Origin of the sequence: Parasphingorhabdus sp. SCSIO 66989 (assembly GCF_032852305.1) — a bacterium.
GTDB lineage: Bacteria > Pseudomonadota > Alphaproteobacteria > Sphingomonadales > Sphingomonadaceae > Alterisphingorhabdus > Alterisphingorhabdus coralli.
Map to the genome: position 1 here is coordinate 1073043 of NZ_CP136594.1, position 21466 is coordinate 1094508.

Genomic DNA, 21466 nt, shown 5'->3' on the forward strand with positions numbered 1-21466 from the left:
GCTTACCTTAGGACTGCTCGGTTGTAAGATAGTCTGACCGGCTTTTTCCTAATTCTTCAAGCAGTCGATCCAGATAAACGGGATCATAATCAGCAAAAAACGCAACCGCATCGGCAGGCTTGTAATGATGGAAACCGGTATCATCCGAAACCATGGCTCTGAGATAGGATTTTAGCTCTGCGTCAAATTGCGTGTAGTTTCTCCGCTTTATCCAGCGCAGAAGAGGAAACTCAAAAGGCTGCGTTTCGCACAGGTTCAGTATCACCTTAAACCAGCGTTCAAGCTCTCCGATCTTGCTGTCAAACTCGGCATAGCTTGATCTGAACGTAGCGAAGGCGATCATTGCATTGGCTACCCACTCATATGTCGTATCATAACCGCGCAGGCGATGCGGCTCACCATTGCCCCATTTGTCCGGGCGTAGCGCGATTACATATTCAAGGTAGCTAAGCCCCTCTTCATCGCCCCAGGATGCCAGCACCAATGCCGCCTCGAACGGAATATGAAGCTCGGTCCAGTTTTTGATCGGCTTGATCAGAAGCTCTCTGATCTTTGGGATACGATCAAAGTCAATATCCTCATCATCCAGTTCGAGCTTGTCGACTGCATAATCGGTTTCCCAATACCAGCGACCGTCTTTGGTTGTGTAAAGAAGCTTCTGAATATCCTGATCCATGGCGTTTTCCGGTTTAGCTTGAGCTTGTTGGGGAACTGATCAATGATACTGCTTTACCTTTGTGCACGCAGCTTGTTCCAATAGGCCAGTCGCTTGTTAATCTCGCGCTCAAAGCCGCGTTCCACCGGTTGGTAATAGGTTTCCGGCTGCATCTCTTCGGGCCAGTAATTGTCGCCGGAAAAGCCCTCATCGCTGTCATGATCATAGCTATAGCCCTTGCCATAGCCGACATCTTTCATGAGTTTTGTCGGTGCGTTGAGGATGTTCTTCGGCGGCATCAGCGATCCGGTGGCCTTGGCCGATTTCCAGGCGGCTTTCTGCGCTGCATAGGCGGCATTGGATTTGGGCGCAGTGGCGAGATAGAGACAGGCCTGCGCAATCGCCAGTTCGCCTTCGGGACTGCCAAGAAACTCATAGGCGTCCTTGGCCGCGAGGCACTGATGCAGCGCTTCGGGATCAGCCAAGCCGATATCCTCGCTGGCAAAACGGGTCATGCGGCGCAGTACATAGAGCGGTTCCTCACCCGCCACCAACATGCGTGCCAGATAGTAAAGCGCCGCCTGCGGGTCGGAACCACGCAGCGATTTGTGCAGCGCCGAGATGAGATTGTAATGCCCCTCACGATCTTTGTCATAAACCGGTACGCGACGATGGAGAAAATCGGCAAGACCTGCCGGGTCTAGCGGTTCGGAGAGATTGACGGCGAACAACGTCTCTGCCTGATTGAGCAGAAAGCGACCATCGCCGTCAGCGGAGGCAATTAACGCATCGCGGGCATCATCGGTGACGGGCAGGGGCTTTTCCATCAGCGCTTCGGCCCGTTCAAGCAGTTGCGCAAGCGCCGCATGGTCAAGCCGGTTGAGGATCAGCACCTGTGTCCGGCTGAGAAGCGCGGAGTTAAGCGCAAAGCTCGGGTTCTCAGTGGTCGCGCCGACCAGCACCACCGTGCCACGCTCTACAAAGGGAAGAAAGCCATCCTGCTGCGCCCGATTGAAGCGGTGTATCTCGTCGACAAATAACAACGTGTGTTGGCCCGCCGTCGCCATTTTGTCGGCATCGGCAAAAGCTTTTTTGAGGTCTGCCACACCAGAGAATACCGCCGATATTGCCTGAAAGCGCATCCCCACGGCATCGGCGAGCAGGCGCGAGATTGTGGTTTTGCCCGTACCCGGCGGACCCCAGAAGATTATCGAGGACAGCTTGCCCGCCGCCACCATTCGGCCAATAGCGCCTTCTGCTCCGGTGAGATGATCCTGACCTACGACTTCGCTGAGCGCCCGCGGGCGCAAACGATCGGCCAGCGGCGCATTATCTGGCGTCTGCGTTGCCGCTCCGGCTTCAGCGGGTTCATCTGGGAAAAGATCAGCCATAGCGCTGACGCTAAACCGCCGAAGAGGCAGTGCAAAGGTAAAAAACGACTAAGCAATCTTGAATGCGATATAAAAAGATATATCTTAAACTATCGCAAGGGTAATAACTGGAGGCTTTATGCGTCCGCTTGTGATTGAGGCGTCATTGCGAGGAGCCGAAGGCGACGCGGCAATCCAGAGCAGGTGCGTGTTGCTCTGGATTGCTTCGCTATGCTCGCAATGACGGGCTGAGGTTAAGCCGGGCTGTCTCCAATATTGAGGAGAGTGTAATGACAAAACGCTATACATACGGATTTGACCCGGACGAATTTGCCGAGGAAATGGCTGCGATCCCCGAAGCCATTATGGCGGCCTTTGGCGGTCGCTGGGGTGGTACCGGTCGACGCGCGAGAAAGCGTCAGCAATGGTCTGGTGGCTGGGACAATGGTGCCAGCGGCAATCGCGGACGGCGCAAACGGCGTATGTTTGATAGTGGCGAGTTACGGCTGGTGCTGTTGAAACTGATCGCCGATGAGCCGCGCCATGGCTATGACCTGATCCGCGCTATTGAGGATATGACCGAGGGCAGCTATGCGCCGAGCCCGGGGGTGATCTATCCAACGCTCAACCTGCTCGAAGACAGCGGCCTGATCGCGCAAGAAGAGGCCGAAGGTTCACGCAAGATATTCACTATTACCGATGACGGGCGGGCCGAGATCGAAAAGAATGAAGACAGTATCGCAGGCCTGATGGACCGGCTTGATAGCACTGGCGAAAGCAAGCGCGCACGCTCGCGCAAGGCGGGTGCGCCGGTGGGGCGGGCGATTGGCAATTTGATGTCCGCCTTGGGCAACCGCGTCGCGCGCAGCGATATGGATGACGATATGCGCCATTCGATTGCCGAGATACTCGACGAAGCCGCGCAGAAGATTGAGCGGCTTTAGGCATTCTCGCTATTGATAGAAGTGTATCTTCTCGTCGGCCCCGCCCTTCGACTGCCTGCAAGGCAGGCGCTCAGGATAAACTCGGCTTTACCGAGGCGGGGCCTAGGCTTTTTAGACTCACGCAAAGACGCGAAGGCGCAAAGAAGGTTCCTATCTGAACGACCTCTTCGTGTCTTTGTGCCTTTGTGCGAACTTAAGCCCTGGCCCCGCCTGCGCGGGGCCGACGAGATCAGGAACCCTACCGCAAAGCCTCATAGGGCAGATGCTTGGTCCCCTCGGCGCGTTGGCGCACCAGGCGGACATAGGTTTCGGCGAGGCCATGGTTAATCCGGTCCCAGCTATAGCGCTCTGCACGTTTGGCTCCAGCCGCGCCATGTTCACGCGCCAGTTCCGGGTTCTCGCAATAGTCCTGCAGCGCATCGGCATAATTCTGCACCGCGCCGGGGCGGATCAATCGACCGGAGATGCCATCAGCGACAAGGCTCAGGCTCCCCGTAGCCCGCGCTGCGACCACCGGGATACCGCAGGCCATTGCTTCCAGCGTCACATTGCCGAAAGTCTCGGTCACCGAGGGGTTCAACAGCATATCCATGCTGGCGACGGCGCGGCCCAAATCGGGCCCGCTCTGGAAACCGGCGAAAATCGCATTGGGCAGGCGAGACTCAAACCATTGCCGCGCCGGACCTTCACCGACAATCAGCACCTTGTGCGGCACTCCGCGGCGTTCGAGACGGTCAATCGTGTCGGAAAAGACATCGAGCCCCTTTTCCATCACCAGCCGCCCGACAAAGCCGACCACCTGATCTTCATCATCAATGCCGAAAGAGCGTCGCCATTCCACATCGCGCTTGCTCGGGTGGAAAATGTCGCGATCGACACCGCGTGACCAGATGCCGACATCATAGTTCATCCGCTGGTCGCGCAGCACCTGTGCCATGGAGTCCGACGGTGCAACGATGGCATCACAGCGACGATAAAAACGCCTGAGCCCGGCCACCAGAATCGGCTCGAGAAACGCCATATTGTAATAGCGCGGATAGGTCTCGAACCGGGTATGCACCGAGGCGAGCATCGGGATATCATGCTTCTTCGCCCAGCGTGTGGCGCTGTGCGCGGCAATGTCGGGGCTGGAAAGGTGGACGATATTGGGCGCGTAGGCCTTGAGATCTTTCTTGACCCCGGGACTGAGCATCATCGGCACGCGATATTCCGGGCGATTGGGAATGGCAAAGCTGGGGACGCTGATCAGATCGCCGGTCGGTTCAAAAGCGGGTGTATCTGTGGTCGGCGAATAGACGCGCACCTGGGCATTCTGGCGCAGCAGATAGCCGACCAGACGGTTCAGCGCCTGATTGGCACCGTCGCGCACATAATTATAATTGCCGCTAAACAGGGCAATGCGAAGATCGGAAATGTCCATGATCGAAGCGCTTTGGCACAAGGCGGCGCGATTGTCCAAAGTGAAAATTTTGTGACTGGGGTGGGTGGTTTTTGCGGAACAATTGTGTGTTTTTAGAGGCTGTTTTTATCAAATTGTTTCTCGCGAAGGCCGCGAAGAAACAAAGAGCGCGAAGAGGATGGTGCATTGTTGGCTGTTTTGCACAAATGGTCTCCCTCCCCTTCAGGAGAGGGATTAAGGGAGGGGGTTACCCACTTGCGCGGCGCCTGAGGAACGCCCCCGCTCCCAACCCTCTCCCCTGAAGGGGAGAGGGCTATTATTTCGCCCCGCTAACGGCATGATGCTTATCTGCCGGAGCTTCCTGCTTAGCCAAGTAACGCAAATTCAACCGGCTCACCCGCCGCCCATCGCTTTCCAGCACATGGATGGTCCAGCCGCTCGGATGCTCCAGCGTCTGCCCGGCAGAAGGTACTTCTCCAGCCAGAACAAAGGCGAGACCGCCGAGTGTATCAACATCCTCGTCAATCTCGGCCAACCGGGGATCAATCTGCGTGGCGACATCGTCGAGCTCGGTGCGTGCATCGGCGTCCCAGCTGCCATCGTCCTGCCGGATCAGCATATCCTCCGGCTCTTCGTCATGCTCATCTTCAATCTCGCCGACAATTTCCTCGACCAGATCCTCAATCGTGACGATGCCGTCAGTGCCTGAATACTCATCCAGCACAATCGCCAAATGGGTGCGGTGTTTGCGCATATCGGCGAGCATATCGAGCGCGCCCATGGATTGCGGCACAAAGCGCGGCTGGCGGATGAGGTCGGACCAATCATCAGGATAGTCACACCCCTTGGCGAGGATCGCGAACACATCCTTGATGTGGATCATGCCAATAATGTCGTCGAGCGACTCTTTATAGACCGGGATACGGCTATGTCCGTGCTCGGAAAAGGTATCCACGACCTCCTGAAAGCTAGCGCTGGTGGGAATGGCCACAACTTCACTGCGCGGTACCGCAACATCATCGGCGTCATGCTCGCTGAAATGCAGCAGATTGCGCAGCATCTCGCGCTCCAGCGGCGATAAGTCGCCATTGGGCTGAGACGGCGCAGCGCCGCCATTATCCTCATGTTCGTCTATCGCTTCCTCAAGCTGCTGGCGCAGCGATTGATCGCGATCCTGTCCGGTGAAGAAAGATTTTATCGAGCGCCATAATTGGCCGCTACTGTCTTCCTCATCTTGCGCAGTCTGGCTGCGGCTACTGTCTGCCTCTGGCATTTTAGGCGGATTCTTAACCTCTATAGTGGCTGTTGGTGTTCGGAATATGGATCAGGATACCCAAGTCCGGCAAGAGCTTTTGTTTCCAAAGCCTCCATATTCGCGGCCTGTGCCTCATCCTGATGGTCATAATTGAGCAAATGCAGCGTCCCATGGACGATCAGATGCATGACATGTTGTTCGATATCGATGCCTTTTTCCTGTGCCTCGCGGGCGCAGGTCTCATGTGCCAGGATGATATCGCCCAGCAGTACCTCGCCATCATCGGTATTGGAGAGCGATCCCAGAAGGTCAGGCTGCACCATCGGGAAAGACAGCACATTGGTTGGCTTGTCCTTGCCGCGATATTGCGCGTTCAGCTTCTGCACCTCTGCATCATCGGAGAAGACAACGCTGATCGATAGGGTAGCTCCGGACTCGCCCAGTAACGCATAAGGCGAGTTGGAAATGGCGGCATTGGTCGCATCCTCGGCCATCGCTTCCCAGTCATAATCATCGGTCCAGACATCCAGATAATCGACATCTACGCTTAGCATGGATGCCATCCGATCAGCGCGGGGCGGTTATCTATGGGCATCTGGCCCCTCATAGGCATCAACGATGCGGCTGACGATCGGGTGGCGCACCACATCGCCCGAGTTGAAGCGGATCGCGCTGATGCCCTCGACACCATCCAAGCGGTCCACCGCATCCTGCAGCCCGGAAATCTGGCTGCGCGGCAGGTCGACCTGTTTCGGGTCGCCACAAATCACCATGCGGCTGTTAAGGCCAAAGCGGGTGAGGAACATCTTGATCTGCGCCTGTGTCGTGTTTTGCGCTTCATCGAGAATAACAAAGGCATTGGCGAGCGTGCGCCCGCGCATAAAGGCGAGCGGAGCAATCTCAATCTCGCCACTGGCGATGCGCCGCTCCACCTGTTCCGCAGGCAGCGTGTCATAGAGCGCATCATAAAGCGGGCGAAGATAGGGATCGACCTTGTCCTTCATATCACCGGGCAGGAAGCCGAGATTTTCTCCTGCCTCAACCGCTGGACGTGACAAGATCAGCCGGTCAACCGAGCCGGTAATCAGCTGGGCCACCGCCTGCGCCACCGCCAGATAGGTCTTGCCAGTACCCGCCGGACCAAGCGCAAAGATGATATCGTCGCGCGCCAGTGCCTGCATATAGGGCAATTGCGTTGCGGAGCGCGGCACAATGGTCTTTTTGCGGGTGCGGATCATCACCGTCGGCGCCTCGGAGACTTCCTTGCGGATAATACCGTCCAGCGTCGGTTCCGATGACATGGAGATCAATGCCTCAACCGCACCGGCATCAATTTCCTGGCCTTTTTCGAGGCGGTTGTAGAGGCCGGTCAGCACGTCACGGGCGCGGGCAATCGCCTCGCTGTCACCCTCAATCTTGATATGATTACCCCGCGCCGAGATATAGACGCCGAGCCGGTTCTCAATCGCGACAAGGTTCTGGTCAAACTGCCCAAAAAGGGGGCCCAAAAGGTGTGAGTCGTTAAAGGTGGCTTCGATATGGGCTCTACTGGTCGCCTCACCCGAAACCGGTTCATTAGCGAGGTCAGCAGGGTGCGGTTCGCGATTCTGTCTTTTGGCCATAGAGTTCCTTCGTTTCGTTACCACTAGCGCTTGTAGAGAAATAGGCAATCTCTGACTCGATCAGGCCCGTAAAGCCATTTGGTGTCTTTATCATGTCAGTCTGTCGAAACCCTGGTCACATATTCGCCCCACGTTACTAATCAGCAAACTAGATTAAGTAATAAGCCGAAGTGGCAGATGATGCTGAAATATCTATCCATCCTGACAATGATTTGCTTTCCGGCAGCGAGTTTTGCTTTTCAATCTAGTGAAAGTCAGTTCGAGGAAGCACAGACGGCTCGCGAAGATGATGAAATCGTCGTAACCGGTCGGCGAGTGGAGATTGAGAAGGCAGCGCGTCAATTGGCTGAGAAGGTTGCTTTGAAGCCCCGTAGCCGCAAAGCAATGCCGCGATTCTCGGATCCAATCTGTCTTGCGATAATTGGTCTTGATAAGCAGCAAAGCGATGCGTTTCGAAAGCGCATGTACCAGAACCTGTCCTATGCACGCCTCAATGTCTCGAAGAAAAAGTGCGTCCCCAACATGGTGGTCGGATTCTCGAACGATATTTCAGAAGAGCTGGACAGACTTGTAAAGGAACAGCCTTGGCTTTTGGGACGAAAACAATCCTCTGAAAGAAGAACTACCTTAAGGCGCCTGGCAGATGCAGAAGGGGCTAGCAGGGCATGGCGTGTCACGGTTCCAGGGGACCGATTTGGTAATAAGCTAAAAAGAACTGACATCGTCAAGGGGCTGCCCGGGGTCGAACTACCTGAGATATATGATAACCCGGAAAGCACGAGTGGGAGGATTGATGCGGCGACAAGCGAGATTGTTGCGGTTTCTGTTGTGTTGCTGGATTGGGATGACATAGGCCAGGCCACAATTGGCCAGCTTGCGGATTTTGTGACCATGCGGGCGCTTCTACCGGTCACTGGAACACCGGATGATGAAGTCCCAACGACCGATACGATTTTATCCCTATTTTCTGACTATGGGGGTCCCGAAGGGTTAACAGAATTTGATCGCGCGTTCCTATCTGGCTATTATCGCCAGAATATGTGGACGGCGCGTTACGGAGCGACACTCAGCCTAGTAGCAGATCAATATGCTGATGCCGTAGAAGATGCCGAAAAGGCGGCCGAGTAAGGCGGTTTTTGGTAAAGGGCAGAAGGTTTAAACCTAAACTAGCGCGCCGGAGAGACTGTTCGGGCCGGCGCTGATGATATCGACCGTCACCATATCGCCAATTTCATGATTTGCACCATCAATATGCACCGATTGCAGCCAGGGTGATTTGCCGACAAGCTGGCCCGGTTTCTTGCCCTTGCGTTCAAGCAGAATTTGGGTGCGTTTGCCGAGGGTTGCGGCGTTGAAATCAGACTGTTGCCGGTTGAGCAGGGCTTGCAGGCGTTGCAGCCGCTCGTCCATCACTTCGCGAGGGATTTGCTGCTCCATGGTGGCTGCTGGTGTGCCGGGGCGCGGGCTGTACTTGAAGCTGAAGGCCTGCGAATAATTGGCGGCTTCTACGATCGCCATGGTTGCTTCGAAATCCTCATCGCTCTCGCCTGGGAAGCCGACGATAAAGTCGCCGGAAATGGCGATTCCGGGGCGCGCATCACGTACCTTTTCCAATATCGCCAGATAGCTTTCAGCGCTGTGGCTGCGATTCATCGCCTGCAATATCGGGTTGCTGCCCGATTGCACCGGCAGATGCAGATAGGGCATCAGGCTTTCGACCTCGCCATGGGCGTCGATCAGACCTTGCGTCATGTCATTAGGGTGGCTGGTGGTGTAACGGATGCGCTCCAGACCGGCGATTTTATCGAGTTCGCGGATCAGGCCATCCAGACCCTGTTCGCGGCCTTTGTCATCCTCGCCCATCCAGGCGTTTACATTCTGGCCGAGCAAGGTGATTTCCTTCACCCCGCCATCGACCAGCGCCTTGGCTTCATCAACAATCGCGCCCCATTTGCGCGAGATTTCCGCGCCGCGCGTATAGGGCACAACGCAATAGGTGCAGAATTTGTCGCAGCCTTCCTGGACCGTCAGAAACGCTGTCGGGCGTGGCTGTTTCGGGCGTGATGGCAGGACGCCGAATTTAGAGTTGGGCGGCATATCGGTATCGATTGCGCGTTCGCCCTTTGCTGCGGTCTCGAGCATGGAGGGCAGGCGGTGATAGGCTTGCGGGCCGACGACCACGTCAACACTGGGCGCGCGGCGGGTGATTTCCGCGCCTTCAGCCTGTGCCACGCATCCGGCGACGGCAATGGTCGGGCTGGAGCCATCGGAGCGACGCAAGCGGCCGATATCGGAATAGACCTTCTCCGCTGCTTTTTCGCGGATATGGCAGGTGTTAAGCACGACGACATCGGCATCATCGGGGTTGCTGGTCGCGACCATGCCTTCGGCGTCGAGCATTTCGCCCATACGCTCGCCATCATAGACATTCATCTGGCAGCCAAAGGATTTGACGAAATAGCGCTTTTTGTCGCTATCCGTTTTGCTGCTCGCGTCGTGCTCTCGAATCTGTGCTGTTTCCGACATGGCGCAGGCCTATACTGCGCCCTTGTCCTTGAGGGAAGCCGAAAGCGCTTCCTGTATGCGGTTGCGTGCTTCCGCCGCGATCATTTTGCGGCCCTTATAGTCCTGTGGGTCAAAAGGTTCGAGGAAGTGCAGTTCAACTCTGTAGTTTCCGGGGCGTGTGAATAGACGCCATGCATTGTTTGGCGCGCTTTCTTCACCGATCCAGGCAATATCGCGCGCGGCCTCACCAAAATCGATAAATACCGGCTGTACCAGAATGCCCGGCGGCGGCGGATCAAGTACCGCCAGCAAAGGTGCCTTGAACGGCAGCAGAAGCGAGCCATCGGTAGTAGTGCCTTCGGGGAACACCGTGACCGCCCATGTCTCTTCTAGCGCATCGCGTAGCTGATTGATCTGCTTGGCCACGCCCATACGGTCTGCGCGCGATACAAAAATGGTGTTATTCAGCGTGCACAGCCAGCCGATAAACGGCCAGGAGGCAATGCCATCCTGCGCTACGAACGCGCTGCCATTATAGCCGCCCAATATCGGGATATCGACCCAGGAAAGGTGATTGGCGACAAAGAACACATCGCGCTTGATCGGTGTGCCGACGACGCGCACCCGCGCGCCACAGGCGAAGGCAACGCTTCTTAGGAACAATAGGGGCCAAGGATTGGAAAGGCGCAATATTCGCCAAATATAATAAAGCGGCACGCAAAGAATAAGCGCTACAACCATAGTGAGGACGCGCAAGGCAAAGCGGATATAGCCTAGAGGGGAAGCACCCTTCCACTCCTGATAGGCCATTGGCTCGCTGTCCCATTCACGGGCAGCCGATTGGGATGGTGTGTTCTGTGCTGCCTCATTTGGGACAGGCGGATCACTTTTCTCGGTTAAGGGCAACGCCGTACAATTCCATGCGGTGGTCAACCAGCCGATAGCCGAGCTTTTCGGCAATCACCTTTTGCAGCGCTTCAAGCTCGGGATCGACAAATTCGACAACCTTACCGGTTTCAACATCAATCAGATGGTCATGATGCGCTTCTGGAGAGGCTTCATAGCGCGCGCGTCCGTCACCAAAATCATGCCGATCCAATATGCCTGCTTCTTCAAAAAGGCGCACGGTGCGGTAGACAGTCGCGATTGAGATGCGGGAATCAATAGCGACAGCGCGCTCATGCACCTTTTCCACATCCGGGTGATCATCGCTGTCGGAAAGCACCCGGGCAATCACTTTGCGTTGATCAGTGATCCGCAGTCCGCGTTCGGCGCATAGCGCCTCAAGATCGATTCTTTGCCTCATAAAGTCACATTAGCCGATATCGTTAGCGGGGCTCAATTCCCATTATTCGCTGAAGAGATTTAGTGCTGTCTCTATGCCTAAACAAAAATCCGGCTCTTGCCAAATCTGGCAGGAACCGGATCCTCGACTTAGCCCTTAGATAAGGGTTAGCCTTATGCCTTGTTGCGGCTGCCGGGCTTGCGGCCAAGACCGATCTGCTTCGCCAGTTCGCGACGCTTCTCGGCATAGTTGGGAGCAACCATGGGATAATCTGCGGGAAGGTTCCAACGGGCGCGATAATCTTCCGGAGTCATATTATAGTGCGTCATCAGGTGACGTTTCAGCATTTTCAGCTTCTTGCCGTCTTCCAGGCAAACAATATAATCGGGTTTGATAGAAGCACGCACAGATACAGCCGGTTCCGGACGTACCTCTTCTGCCTCTTTCTCTGCACCGCTAAGGCCGGACAGTGCTTCATGGACATTACTGATCAGTACAGGCAGATCAGAAACTGCCACGCTGTTATTGCTGACATGCGCTGCTACAATGTCAGAGGTAAGCGTTATTAGTGTCTCTTGCAGGATTTGATTATCCTCGCTCATTAGTATTTCTCCCCGTTTTCCGGAAAATTTTGACGACCCTTGTGCACGCGTATAATTATGCGCTGTGCGCGAGTTGGTTACAGCGTGTGTTTATTCAGCGCAAGATGATTGTGATAGAAATCAACTATGAAATAGCCTTGACCATCGTAATTGCGTCAAGTTTTTGACCGTGAGTACCAGTATAGTAGTTTTTCCGGCGGCCAATGCGGGTAAAGCCTAAGCTGTCATAAAATGAAGATGCGATGTTGTTGTGCCGCATTTCGACAAACAACTTCACCACGCCCGCTTTTCGCGCGTCTTGGAAGATCGCGTGCAATAGCGTCTGTCCAATTCCGCGTGATCGCCATTCGGGCATAATGGCGACCAGCATAAGCTCCAGCTCATCGCCATGTCCCGAAGTAATCGCAAAGCCGATACTATTTGGATCCAAGCCCTCGTTGCAGGAGGCGGGCTTGTCACATTGCACCAGCCATAAAATCGTCTTGGGCAGCATCAGCATCGATTGGGTCTGTGCGCGATTCCAGGCCTCGCCATATGCGGGGTCAAAGGCAGCGATCATGATATCCATGACTTCGTCGAGCGCCGCGATACGGTCTGCACATTCTATCACCTTGACCGTGACTTTAGCTTGGGCATTGCTCTCAACCATTTGCAGCCCCGGTCAGGCCTGTTTTGGCCTTGAAAGGCTTGGCGTCGGGTGCACGGACATAAATCGGCTTGGGAGCAAGCGCTGCGAAATCGGGCTGGCTTGCCGGAAAAGCGCGGGCATCAGGCAGCAGCGAATGCGTTTCGTTTGGGCGCATCGCCTCAGGCAGAAGGGAAAGGCCACTGCCAAAGACGGGATTGCCGCCGATCATCCCGGCAGCAACTTGTGGTGTCACCGAAACGATATCGGTGTCAGGCGCGGCGCTGGCGCATTGGTCGACAATCTGGAAATCCTGCACAAACAGCTCCCCATGGCCAGCTTGCATCGCAATGCTGATGGTGCGGCTGTCGATGGCCCGCGCTGCCATATGGGCGACCAGTGCAAGCGAGGAATAGCCGCTGACGGGGACATCCCAGGCGATCCCCAATGCCATGGCGGCGGACAGGCCGACGCGGATGCCGGTGAAACTGCCCGGACCGCAATTCACCGCAATGGCATCTGCACGGCCCTTATCCGGCAGCGTGGCAATCATCGGCACCAGCCTTTCGGCATGGCCGCGGCCCAGATCGACATAGTCGCTGGCGATTAGAGCTTCATTGTCGAACAGCGCCACTGAACAGGCAGGGGTCGCCGTATCAATGACCAGCAATCTTGCCACGCCTTCTGCCCTTTACCCGAAAGTTGCTTTGCTTGGCGTTGTTTTACAGGATGCTGTTGAAACGGTCAAAATCGGGGCGCGGGCCGCGGGCATAGATGGTTTCCGGGTCGCCATAGCCCAATGTCGAGATGAAGTTTGATTTCACTGTGGGCGTATCGCTGAAAAACTCCGCGTCGACATCATCATTGTTGAAGCCCGACATCGGGCCGGTATCGAGACCCAAAGCCCGCGCGGCGAGGATGAAATAGCCGCCCTGCAGCGAGCTGTTGCGCAGCGCGTGAACCTTGCGGCCTTCCGGATCGCCTGCAAACCAGCTCTTGGCGTCCGTATGCGGGAAGAATTCGGGCAGATGCTCGTGGAAATCGGTATCCATGCCGACCACTACGCTCACCGGGGCCTTGCGGATTTTGTCGGCATTGCTGTCCAGCGCATGTTTTGCCAGCCGCTCCTTGGCCTCATCACTGGTGCACCAGACCAGGCGGGCGGGCAGCATATTGGCCGAAGTCGGACCCATTTTCATCAAATCCCAGATCGCCGCAAGCTGTTCATTGCTCACCGGCTTGTCATGATAGCCATTATAGGTGCGGGCGGTGCGGAAAAGCTGATCAAGCGCGTCATCGGAAAGAGGATTGCCCATTGCAGGTGCCTTCCATGTCTGAGGATAGAATATGTGAAGTTCAGAAACGCTTTATGGGATAAAGCGCGCCAAGGGAAGGTTGTGCGTGCCCGGCTCTGCCGACAATCTGATCAGGCGGCGCGTACTTCGAGCACTTCGGGGACATAGTGCTTGAGCAGCGATTCAATGCCTTGTTTCAGCGTTGCTGTGGAGGAGGGGCAGCCGGAACACGCACCCTGCAGCTGCAGGAAAACCGTACCCTTGTTGAAGCCCCGATAGATAATGTCGCCGCCATCCTCGGCCACCGCCGGGCGGACGCGGGTGTCGATCAATTCCTTGATCTGGACGACAATATCTTTGTCTTCGGGGTCTTCGGGGAACTCCTCAACTTCCGGGGGAACCGAGATGCCAGAGGCATCGCCGCCGGAGAAGAGCGGCATATCGGCGGAATAATGGTCGAGGAGAACGGACAGCACATCGGGCTTAAGATGTGCCCAGTCAACGCCGGGAGCGGCGGTGACCGATATGAAATTATAGCCGTAGAAGACGCCGGTAACATCACCCAGGTCAAACAATGCCTGCGCCAGAGGTGATGCACCCGCTTCTTCCGGCGTCGCAAAATCCTTGGTGCCGCTGGGCATTACGGTGCGGCCAGGCATGAATTTCAGGGTGGCCGGATTGGGCGTCTGTTCGGTTTCTATCAGCATGATTCGTAATTTGGAGTAATTTGGTCCGATTTGCAAGGCTGGAGTGTCAAATATTTGCTTTATCCCGCTGTTAAGATGATTGGACTATTCTGAAAATGAAGCAATGGTGGTGGTAGGGCAAAGTGCGGGCATCCCTGGACTCCAGTTTTGCTAATCATTTGACAGGAGCATTGACGTGACAAGGCGACTGATCGGTTTACCCTGGCTCTTCCTCGCTCTCGTGCTGCTTTCTGGTTGTGAGCAGCGCAGCGAGAGCCTGCGTTACCGTTTGACGGTTGAGGTTGATACGCCCGACGGCGTGAAGCGCGGGTCCAGTGTGGTTGCGGTAAATGTAAGTCAGACCGGGGATGATGCCTGGTTTGTGTCACCACAGGCCAGGGGTGTGCGTGCCACAATGCGCGGTGAGGCGGCGGCGGTGGACCTGCCGGGAGGCCAGGTGCTGTTTGCTCTGCTGCGCAATCAGCAGAGTGTGGATGCGGGTAAATGGTATGCCCATAATGCCGTTTATGCGCCGCAGTTCCGAGGCGAATATTCAGGCATTCATCGCACACAATATCTCAAGCACCGTCCCGGGTCGTCTGGCGAACTGACCGATGATGCGCGCCCAATGCTGGTAACCTTTGGCGATCTGTCTGATCCAACCAGTGTGATGCTGGTCGATCCGGATGATCTCCCTGCCAGCTTTGGTGAGGGTGTGGCGCTTAAGCAGATCACTGTGGCGATTACCAAAGACCCGGTGACTACCGGCATTGAAGAGCGATTGGGGTGGATGGATGAATTTAGAAAAGCCCACTTTGATGGAACTTCAACGTTATCTGAGGATCTCACAACTTCTGATATTCGCGCCCATCTTTCTAGCGGAAACTTTAGCACGGAGTTTGCCAAATGAAACGTGATGTTTTCTTGTCGCTTTTAGCATTGGATTCGTACAACCGTGGTTACGGGCAAGGTTTGGCAGGATTGGATGTTAGTGGCGCCATCGGCAATGCAACCATCAATACAGACGCATTGCTACGATTGGATCAGCAGAGGGTCATCGACACCGGTTTCTACGCGATAGCCTATGAATGGAATGGCGAGACGGTTATCTCCTATCGCGGCACCAACTTCCCTTCGTCCATCAGTCCGGCTGAGTTGCAGAGTGGCTGGGATGATATCTGGGGCGGCTGGTCGCTGTTTACCGGCATCGGCTCCAACAGCCATGCCGCGCTGGCCCGCGATTTCTACACCAGCGTAACCGGATCACAGCCCAGCATGCCCGTTATTCACTAGCCAGTCAGCTATAGCATCCATATAGGATGGTTATGACATTACATCCCCTCACTCGCGCTTTTCTGCTTCCCCTCGCGCTGTTTGCCGCGCTGTTTACCAATCCCGCATTGGCGCAGCGGGAGAATCCGCTGCCGCCGCCAGAGGGCGTTGATAATGACAGCCTGCCCTGGATTTACCAGAACTCCACTGTGCCCGTGGATACCAGCTGGACTTGGGGTGAGCTGGACAATGGTGTGCGCTATGCAGTGCGCAACAATGGGGTGCCGCCGGGGCAGGCGACGATCCGCATCCGCATTGATGCTGGCTCGCTGATGGAGGAAGAGCATGAGCGCGGCTATGCCCATCTGCTCGAGCATCTGACCTTTCGCGGCTCCAAATATGTGCCCGATGGCGAGGCGGTGCGGATATGGCAGCGTTTCGGCGTCACTTTTGGCAGCGACAGCAATGCCGAGACCTCACCAACGCACACGGTGTACAAGCTCGATATACCGAGCTTCACCATCGACAGTCTTGATGAGAGCATGAAAATCCTTTCCGGTATGATCCGTGAACCTGCACTGACACAACAGGGGCTAGATGCGGAACTTCCTATTGTGCTGGCGGAGATGCGCGACAATGCCGGTATTCAGCAGCGTATCGCCGACACTTCGCGGACTTTGTTCTTTTCCGGGCAACGCTATGCCGAGCGTTCGCCCATCGGCAAGGTGGAGACGCTCAATGCGGCGAACAGCAAAACGGTCAAAGCATTTCATCAGAAATGGTATCGCCCCGAAAATACAGTGATCGTCATTGCTGGCGACGCTGATCCGGGCCTGTTTGAGGAATTGCTGACCAAGTATTTTGCCGATTGGGATGTGCCCGGTGAAACACCGGAGCATCCCGATTTTGGTGAGCCGGATCCTAATGCACCGACCACCGCGATTGTCGCTGAACCAACTCTGCCTTTCGTTATCAATCAGGCGATCATTCGGCCGTGGAATTATGTCAATGATACGATTGAGTATAATGAGGGCCTGCTGACCGATTTGCTGGCGTTGCAGATTATCAACCGCGAGCTTGAACGGCGGGCAAGGGCAGGCGGGTCATTCCTGCAGGCTTCGGTCAGTCAGGATGATATTGGCCGGTCCGTTGATGGCACCTTTGTGTCCATCGTGCCGATTGGCGAGGATTGGGAGGCGGCGCTGGCCGATGTCCGCGCGGTGATTGAGCGCGCCAAGACCATCGATTTTGCAGAACGGGACATTGCCAGAGAGATAGCGGAATTTGACGCGGCGCTGCAGATCGGGGTGGAAACCTATGAGACCGAGGCGGCGACTAAACAGGCGGATAATATCATTAGCGCGGTCGATATTCGTGAGGCCACAGCTACGCCGCAGGTCGCGCTCGATGTCTTTGCCGGGATCCGCGATACACTGACCCCTCAACGCATCCGCCAGTCGGTGAATAGCCTGTTCTCTGGCACCGTGACCCGTGCATTCATGATCGCGCCGCGCGAGATACCCGGTGTCGAGCAGGAACTGGCCAGCGCCCTGGTGCGACCGATTGATGGCAGTGCTCTTGCCGAGCGCCGCGCCAATGTCAGCTTTGACGATCTGCCCGACCTTGGCGCGCCGGGTATGGTGGCAACACGCGAGGATTTGCGGTTGCTCGGCATGGAGATGGTGACCTTCTCCAATGGCGTGCGCGCGCTGATCTATCCTAATGATGCAGAGGCTAACAAAGTTTCTGTCCGGGTACGTTTCGGCAATGGCTATCAGGCGTTTCGCAATGACGAGCCCAGCCTGTTATGGTCGGGTGAGGCGGCGCTGGTCAGCAGCGGCATTGGCGATTTGGGACAGGAGGAACTGGACCAGATCACCACAGGGCGCCGCATCGGTTTTGACTTTGGTGTCGATGATGATGCGTTTGAATTCGATGCCGATACGCGTGCTGAGGATTTGCTCGATCAGTTGAAGCTATTTGCCGCCAAACTTGCCGAGCCGGGCTGGGACGAGGCTCCGATTGTTCGCGCCAAGGCAGGTAGCAAATTGAGCTATCAGAGCTATCTGGGATCACCGGCCTCGATGATAGACCGCGATCTGAGTTGGCTGCTGCACGGGCGCGACCCACGATACAAGACGCCGGACCCTGACGAGATTGATGTTCTCAACCCGGAAAGCTTCCGCAAAACCTGGGAACCGATTCTCAAACAGGGGCCGATTGAGGTCATGCTGTTCGGTGATTTCGACCGAGAGACCGCGATTGGCTATCTTGCGCAAACCCTTGGTGCGTTGGAACCCCGCAAATCAGCCACTCCAGGCCCGGATAACGGCATTCCAGCCATGGGGGTTGATAGGGGCAAGCCGGTTGTGACCCGCCATAGCGGGGATGCCGATCAGGCTGCAGCCGTAATTGCATGGCCGACATCTGGCGGGTTGGACGATGTGAGGGAATCGCGCCAGTTGGAGATTTTGGCCGCCATGTTCAACAATCGTCTGTTTGAACAATTGCGCGAAAAATCCGGCACCAGCTATGCGCCGCAGGTGTTTAGCAACTGGCCTTATGGCCATGACAATGGCGGTTACGTTGCGGCAATCACTCAGCTTGCGCCATCGGGTATCGCTTTGTTTGAAGAGATTGCAAAGTCTATAGCAAGTGATCTGGCGCAAAACCCGGTCGATCTTGACGAACTAAGCCGCGCTGTCGAACCGCTGAGCCAACGGATCAGACGTGCAGCGACAGGCAATCAATTCTGGATGTGGCAATTGGAAGGTGCCACCCGCGACCGGCGTCGGATCAGGGCTGTGCGTACCTTGTTGAGCGATTATACCGACACCTCGCCCTTGGAAATGCAATTGCTGGCGCAGAAATACCTTGCTGACGCGCCTGCACTGCGCTGGCATGTGCTGCCCGGTGCTAATGGTAATATCGGAGACTAGAAGCTCGGATTTTACTACGAAATCGCTTGGTTTTCCTCTGCAGATTGCATTAGAGGCGAATCCACCGCATATTGGCGGGGCGGCCAAAGCCGCAGAAAACATCAATTTGAGGTAGTGACGTGACACAGTGGCAAAGCGATAGTTGGCGCAAATTTGAAGCGCGGCATATTCCGGAATATCGCGACGTCGATGCTCTTGCTGCTGCGGAGTCGACGCTACATAGCTATCCGCCGCTGGTATTTGCCGGTGAAGCGCGCAATCTGCAGGACGATCTTGCCAAAGTGGCCGAAGGCAAAGCGTTTCTGCTGCAAGGCGGCGATTGTGCCGAGAGTTTTGCCGAATTCCACCCGAACAATATCCGCGATACCTTTCGTGTTATCCTGCAAATGGCGGTGGTGCTGACCTTTGCTTCCAAGCTGCCAGTGGTCAAGCTGGGCCGGATGGCGGGGCAATTTGCCAAGCCGCGGTCCTCACCGGTTGAACGCAAGGGTGAGCAGGAGCTGCCGAGCTATCGCGGCGACATCATCAACGGCATTGATTTCGACGCGGCCAAGCGTGAGCCGGACCCGGACCGGATGCTGCGCGCCTATAGCCAGGCGGCGGCGACGCTCAACCTGCTGCGCGCTTTTGCCAGTGGCGGCTACGCCAATCTGCGCCAGGTGCATGGCTGGACGCATGACTTTATGGCCCGCAGCCCTTGGGCGGAAAAATATGGCGCCATGGCCGATCGCATTGGCGAGGCGCTGGAGTTTATGGAAGCCTGCGGGATCAATCCTGACACCGTGCCTCAGCTTAAGGCCACGCAATTCTACACCAGCCATGAGGCGCTTCTGCTGCCCTATGAGCAGGCGATGACGCGGCAGGACTCGCTGACCGGGCAATGGTATGACACCTCGGCGCACTTCCTGTGGATTGGCGACCGCACCCGCTTTGAAGGCTCTGCGCATGTCGAGTTTATGCGCGGTATCGGCAATCCCATCGGCATGAAATGCGGCCCCTCGCTGGAGCCTGATGCGCTGCTGAAGATGCTTGATACGCTCAATCCGCAACGCATCCCCGGGCGCATCACCCTGATCTCGCGCTTTGGCCATGACAAGGTCGAGAAGGGCCTGCCGCCGCTGGTGCGTGCGGTGAAGGCGGAAGGGCATCCGGTGATCTGGTCGTGCGATCCGATGCACGGCAATGTCATCAAGTCAGACAGCGGCTACAAGACCCGTCCGTTCGAGCGGATCATGGCCGAGGTGCGCGGCTTCTTCGCGGTGCATCGTGCGGAGGGCACCAATGCTGGCGGCATCCATATCGAGATGACCGGTCAGAATGTGACCGAATGCACCGGTGGCGCTGTCGCGATAACCGATGAGGCGTTGGGTGATCGCTACCATACCCATTGCGATCCGCGTCTCAATGCCGCGCAGTCGCTCGAACTGGCCTTTACCCTGGCAGAAATGCTCAATGATGAGATGCATGTGCGCACCCGCGAGGCGGCGTAGCCTCTGAGTACCGCATGCGGGATTGCAACTGACAGCGCGCAGTATTTGCCTCGCTGAATACCTATTCGTTTCATCCGTTCTCTGAAAAACCGGATTTTTCAGGACATTACGCGCGTTGTTCATCTGCCATAAAGCCGCACCATGTGCATGAACGGCTCATGCCATAAATTAATTCTATCGATTTATCGGATTTGGATATATCAATCCTTCCATTCCGCATCTTTTTATATAGCCGGTTTTACACTTTTCTCATTTTGGTTACATGATTCCCTTTATGCTACGCGTTCTTGTTCTGATTATCTCCGCTTTGGCGCTTTATGTCCCGCCAGCCATAGCGCAAGACAATGCGCGCGCACGTTCTGCATTGGCGCAGGACTATGATGCCATAGTTGCGGACATCATCACCATTACCGAGATTCCAGCGCCACCTTTTGGAGAGGAACGCAGGGCAGCACATTTTGCAGACGCCTTTCGAAGCCAGGGTCTAAAGCAAGTAACGACTGACCCAGTCGGTAATGTCATCGGCGTCTATCCTGATCGCGATGGTGAAATGGATGGTCCCTTCCTGGTGGTATCGGCGCATCTTGATACCGTGTTTCCCGAAGAGACTGATGTGACCGTCAAGCGCGATGGCGACAGGCTTTTGGCGCCGGGTATAGGCGATGACAGCCTGGGACTGGCGGCGTTGCTGGCTTGGCATCGCGCAATGGTGGCAGGCAATGTGCAGATAGACAGGCCTATTTTGTTCGTCGGCACGGTGGGCGAAGAAGGCTTGGGCGATTTGCGCGGTGTTCGCTATTTGATGACCAAGGGAGCATATGCCGGCCGGATCGCCGGGTTCATATCTGTCGATGGATCGCACCCGGAGCGACTGGTCCATGCTGCTGTTGGCTCCAAGCGATATGAGATCGTATTCAACGGGCCGGGCGGCCACAGCTATGGTGCCTTTGGGATCGTCAATCCCATGGCGGCAATGGCAGAAGCCGTGCGCCAACTCTATGCCATTGATCTGCCTGCCGATCCGCGCGCCACCTATTCCGCCAGCGTGGTTTCGGGCGGGCGTTCGGTGAACACCATTCCTGATCGGATCGCATTACAGGTCGATATGCGCTCTGAAGATTCTGAAGCGCTGGACAGCCTGGAGAGCCGTTTTCTGACTATCGTTGACAATGCTGTCGCCAATGAAAATGAAGCACGATCAACCAGTGCCGGACAAATCAGCGCCGAGAAAAACCGTATCGGCGATCGTCCGGCAGGAACGACGCCTGTCGAGCATCCTCTGGTGCAAAGCGCCGGAACTATCCTTACCGAGGCCGGTTATACGGTGATGCTGGCTGCGTCCTCCACCGACTCCAATATTGCCATGAGCATGGGCATACCCGCGATCACTATCGGAACCGGCGGCGGCGGTGGCCGGGCGCATGCGCTTGATGAGTATTTGAATGTCGAGCGATCCAGCTTTATGACTGGTCTTGATGCAGGCTTGCAGATTGTCATTGCCGCAGCGGGGGTTGCCTTGTGA

Annotated in this window: 21 protein-coding genes; 7 read left to right on the plus strand and 14 right to left on the minus strand. The window is 56.0% G+C overall.

Going from position 1 to position 21466, the window contains the following annotated elements; genetic code table 11:
- Positions 1–7: 7 nt before the first annotated feature.
- Both RB602_RS05000 and RB602_RS05005 read right to left on the minus strand, forming a co-directional pair.
- Complete coding sequence (locus RB602_RS05000) at positions 8–676, minus strand: hypothetical protein (protein ID WP_317083520.1); 669 nt, start codon at positions 674–676, stop codon at positions 8–10.
- Between the two features lie 53 nt (positions 677–729).
- Positions 730–2046 carry a replication-associated recombination protein A gene (locus tag RB602_RS05005; RefSeq protein WP_317083522.1) on the minus strand — a complete coding sequence of 439 codons (1317 nt, stop codon included), beginning with the start codon at positions 2044–2046 and terminating at the stop codon, positions 730–732.
- Between the two features lie 269 nt (positions 2047–2315).
- Here RB602_RS05005 and RB602_RS05010 point away from each other — a divergent pair, with 269 nt between their 5' ends.
- Positions 2316–2969 (plus strand): PadR family transcriptional regulator, encoded by a 654-nt coding sequence (locus RB602_RS05010; RefSeq protein ID WP_317083523.1) that lies wholly within the window; start codon positions 2316–2318, stop codon positions 2967–2969.
- A 238-nt stretch (positions 2970–3207) separates the two neighbouring features.
- Here RB602_RS05010 and RB602_RS05015 read toward each other — a convergent pair whose 3' ends face one another.
- From RB602_RS05015 to RB602_RS05030, 4 genes are all read right to left on the minus strand, one after another.
- Positions 3208–4389 (minus strand): glycosyltransferase family 4 protein, encoded by a 1182-nt coding sequence (locus RB602_RS05015; protein WP_317083525.1) that lies wholly within the window; start codon positions 4387–4389, stop codon positions 3208–3210.
- A 295-nt stretch (positions 4390–4684) separates the two neighbouring features.
- Positions 4685–5641, minus strand: coding sequence for a hemolysin family protein (locus tag RB602_RS05020; protein ID WP_317083527.1), 957 nt, complete (start codon positions 5639–5641; stop codon positions 4685–4687).
- A 20-nt stretch (positions 5642–5661) separates the two neighbouring features.
- A complete protein-coding gene (gene ybeY / locus RB602_RS05025; RefSeq protein WP_317083529.1) occupies positions 5662–6177 on the minus strand; it encodes an rRNA maturation RNase YbeY in 516 nt (171 codons plus the stop codon).
- Between the two features lie 27 nt (positions 6178–6204).
- On the minus strand, positions 6205–7245 hold the full coding sequence (locus tag RB602_RS05030; RefSeq protein WP_317083531.1) for a PhoH family protein: 1041 nt from the start codon (positions 7243–7245) through the stop codon (positions 6205–6207).
- Positions 7246–7422: 177 nt separating this feature from the next.
- Here RB602_RS05030 and RB602_RS05035 point away from each other — a divergent pair, with 177 nt between their 5' ends.
- Positions 7423–8373, plus strand: a complete 951-nt coding sequence (locus tag RB602_RS05035) for a hypothetical protein (protein ID WP_317083532.1) — start codon at positions 7423–7425, stop codon at positions 8371–8373.
- 33 nt (positions 8374–8406) lie between these two features.
- Here the strand turns inward: RB602_RS05035 and miaB are convergent, their stop codons facing one another.
- From miaB to RB602_RS05075, 8 genes are all read right to left on the minus strand, one after another.
- Complete coding sequence (miaB, locus tag RB602_RS05040; RefSeq protein ID WP_317084421.1) at positions 8407–9678, minus strand: tRNA (N6-isopentenyl adenosine(37)-C2)-methylthiotransferase MiaB; 1272 nt, start codon at positions 9676–9678, stop codon at positions 8407–8409.
- 102 nt (positions 9679–9780) lie between these two features.
- Complete coding sequence (locus tag RB602_RS05045) at positions 9781–10413, minus strand: lysophospholipid acyltransferase family protein (protein ID WP_317083534.1); 633 nt, start codon at positions 10411–10413, stop codon at positions 9781–9783.
- A 220-nt stretch (positions 10414–10633) separates the two neighbouring features.
- The gene (locus RB602_RS05050; RefSeq protein ID WP_317083536.1) at positions 10634–11056 is read right to left on the minus strand and encodes a Fur family transcriptional regulator; all 423 of its coding nucleotides are present in this window, start codon (positions 11054–11056) and stop codon (positions 10634–10636) included.
- Between the two features lie 152 nt (positions 11057–11208).
- Positions 11209–11637 (minus strand): Ros/MucR family transcriptional regulator, encoded by a 429-nt coding sequence (locus RB602_RS05055; RefSeq protein WP_317083537.1) that lies wholly within the window; start codon positions 11635–11637, stop codon positions 11209–11211.
- A 124-nt stretch (positions 11638–11761) separates the two neighbouring features.
- Entirely contained in the window at positions 11762–12286 is a 525-nt protein-coding gene (locus RB602_RS05060; RefSeq protein WP_317083539.1) for a GNAT family N-acetyltransferase, read from the minus strand.
- On the minus strand, positions 12279–12941 hold the full coding sequence (gene tsaB / locus RB602_RS05065) for a tRNA (adenosine(37)-N6)-threonylcarbamoyltransferase complex dimerization subunit type 1 TsaB (RefSeq protein WP_317083540.1): 663 nt from the start codon (positions 12939–12941) through the stop codon (positions 12279–12281). Before tsaB ends, RB602_RS05060 begins: the two co-directional genes overlap by 8 nt.
- A gap of 43 nt (positions 12942–12984) precedes the next feature.
- Positions 12985–13578, minus strand: coding sequence for a malonic semialdehyde reductase (locus RB602_RS05070; RefSeq protein ID WP_317083541.1), 594 nt, complete (start codon positions 13576–13578; stop codon positions 12985–12987).
- Between the two features lie 110 nt (positions 13579–13688).
- Positions 13689–14264, minus strand: a complete 576-nt coding sequence (locus tag RB602_RS05075) for a NifU family protein (protein WP_317083542.1) — start codon at positions 14262–14264, stop codon at positions 13689–13691.
- 175 nt (positions 14265–14439) lie between these two features.
- Between RB602_RS05075 and RB602_RS05080 the strand changes: the two genes are divergently transcribed.
- The 5 genes from RB602_RS05080 (at position 14440) to RB602_RS05100 (ending at position 21466) form a co-directional block, all read left to right on the plus strand.
- Positions 14440–15153, plus strand: a complete 714-nt coding sequence (locus RB602_RS05080) for a hypothetical protein (RefSeq protein WP_317083544.1) — start codon at positions 14440–14442, stop codon at positions 15151–15153.
- Between the two features lie 62 nt (positions 15154–15215).
- Positions 15216–15536: a hypothetical protein gene (locus RB602_RS05085; protein WP_317083546.1), complete on the plus strand. Its 321-nt coding sequence runs from the start codon at positions 15216–15218 to the stop codon at positions 15534–15536.
- A 32-nt stretch (positions 15537–15568) separates the two neighbouring features.
- Positions 15569–18454 (plus strand): M16 family metallopeptidase, encoded by a 2886-nt coding sequence (locus RB602_RS05090; protein WP_317083548.1) that lies wholly within the window; start codon positions 15569–15571, stop codon positions 18452–18454.
- Positions 18455–18573: 119 nt separating this feature from the next.
- On the plus strand, positions 18574–19944 hold the full coding sequence (locus RB602_RS05095) for a class II 3-deoxy-7-phosphoheptulonate synthase (protein WP_317083550.1): 1371 nt from the start codon (positions 18574–18576) through the stop codon (positions 19942–19944).
- Positions 19945–20218: 274 nt separating this feature from the next.
- The gene (locus RB602_RS05100; protein ID WP_317083551.1) at positions 20219–21466 is read left to right on the plus strand and encodes a M20/M25/M40 family metallo-hydrolase; all 1248 of its coding nucleotides are present in this window, start codon (positions 20219–20221) and stop codon (positions 21464–21466) included.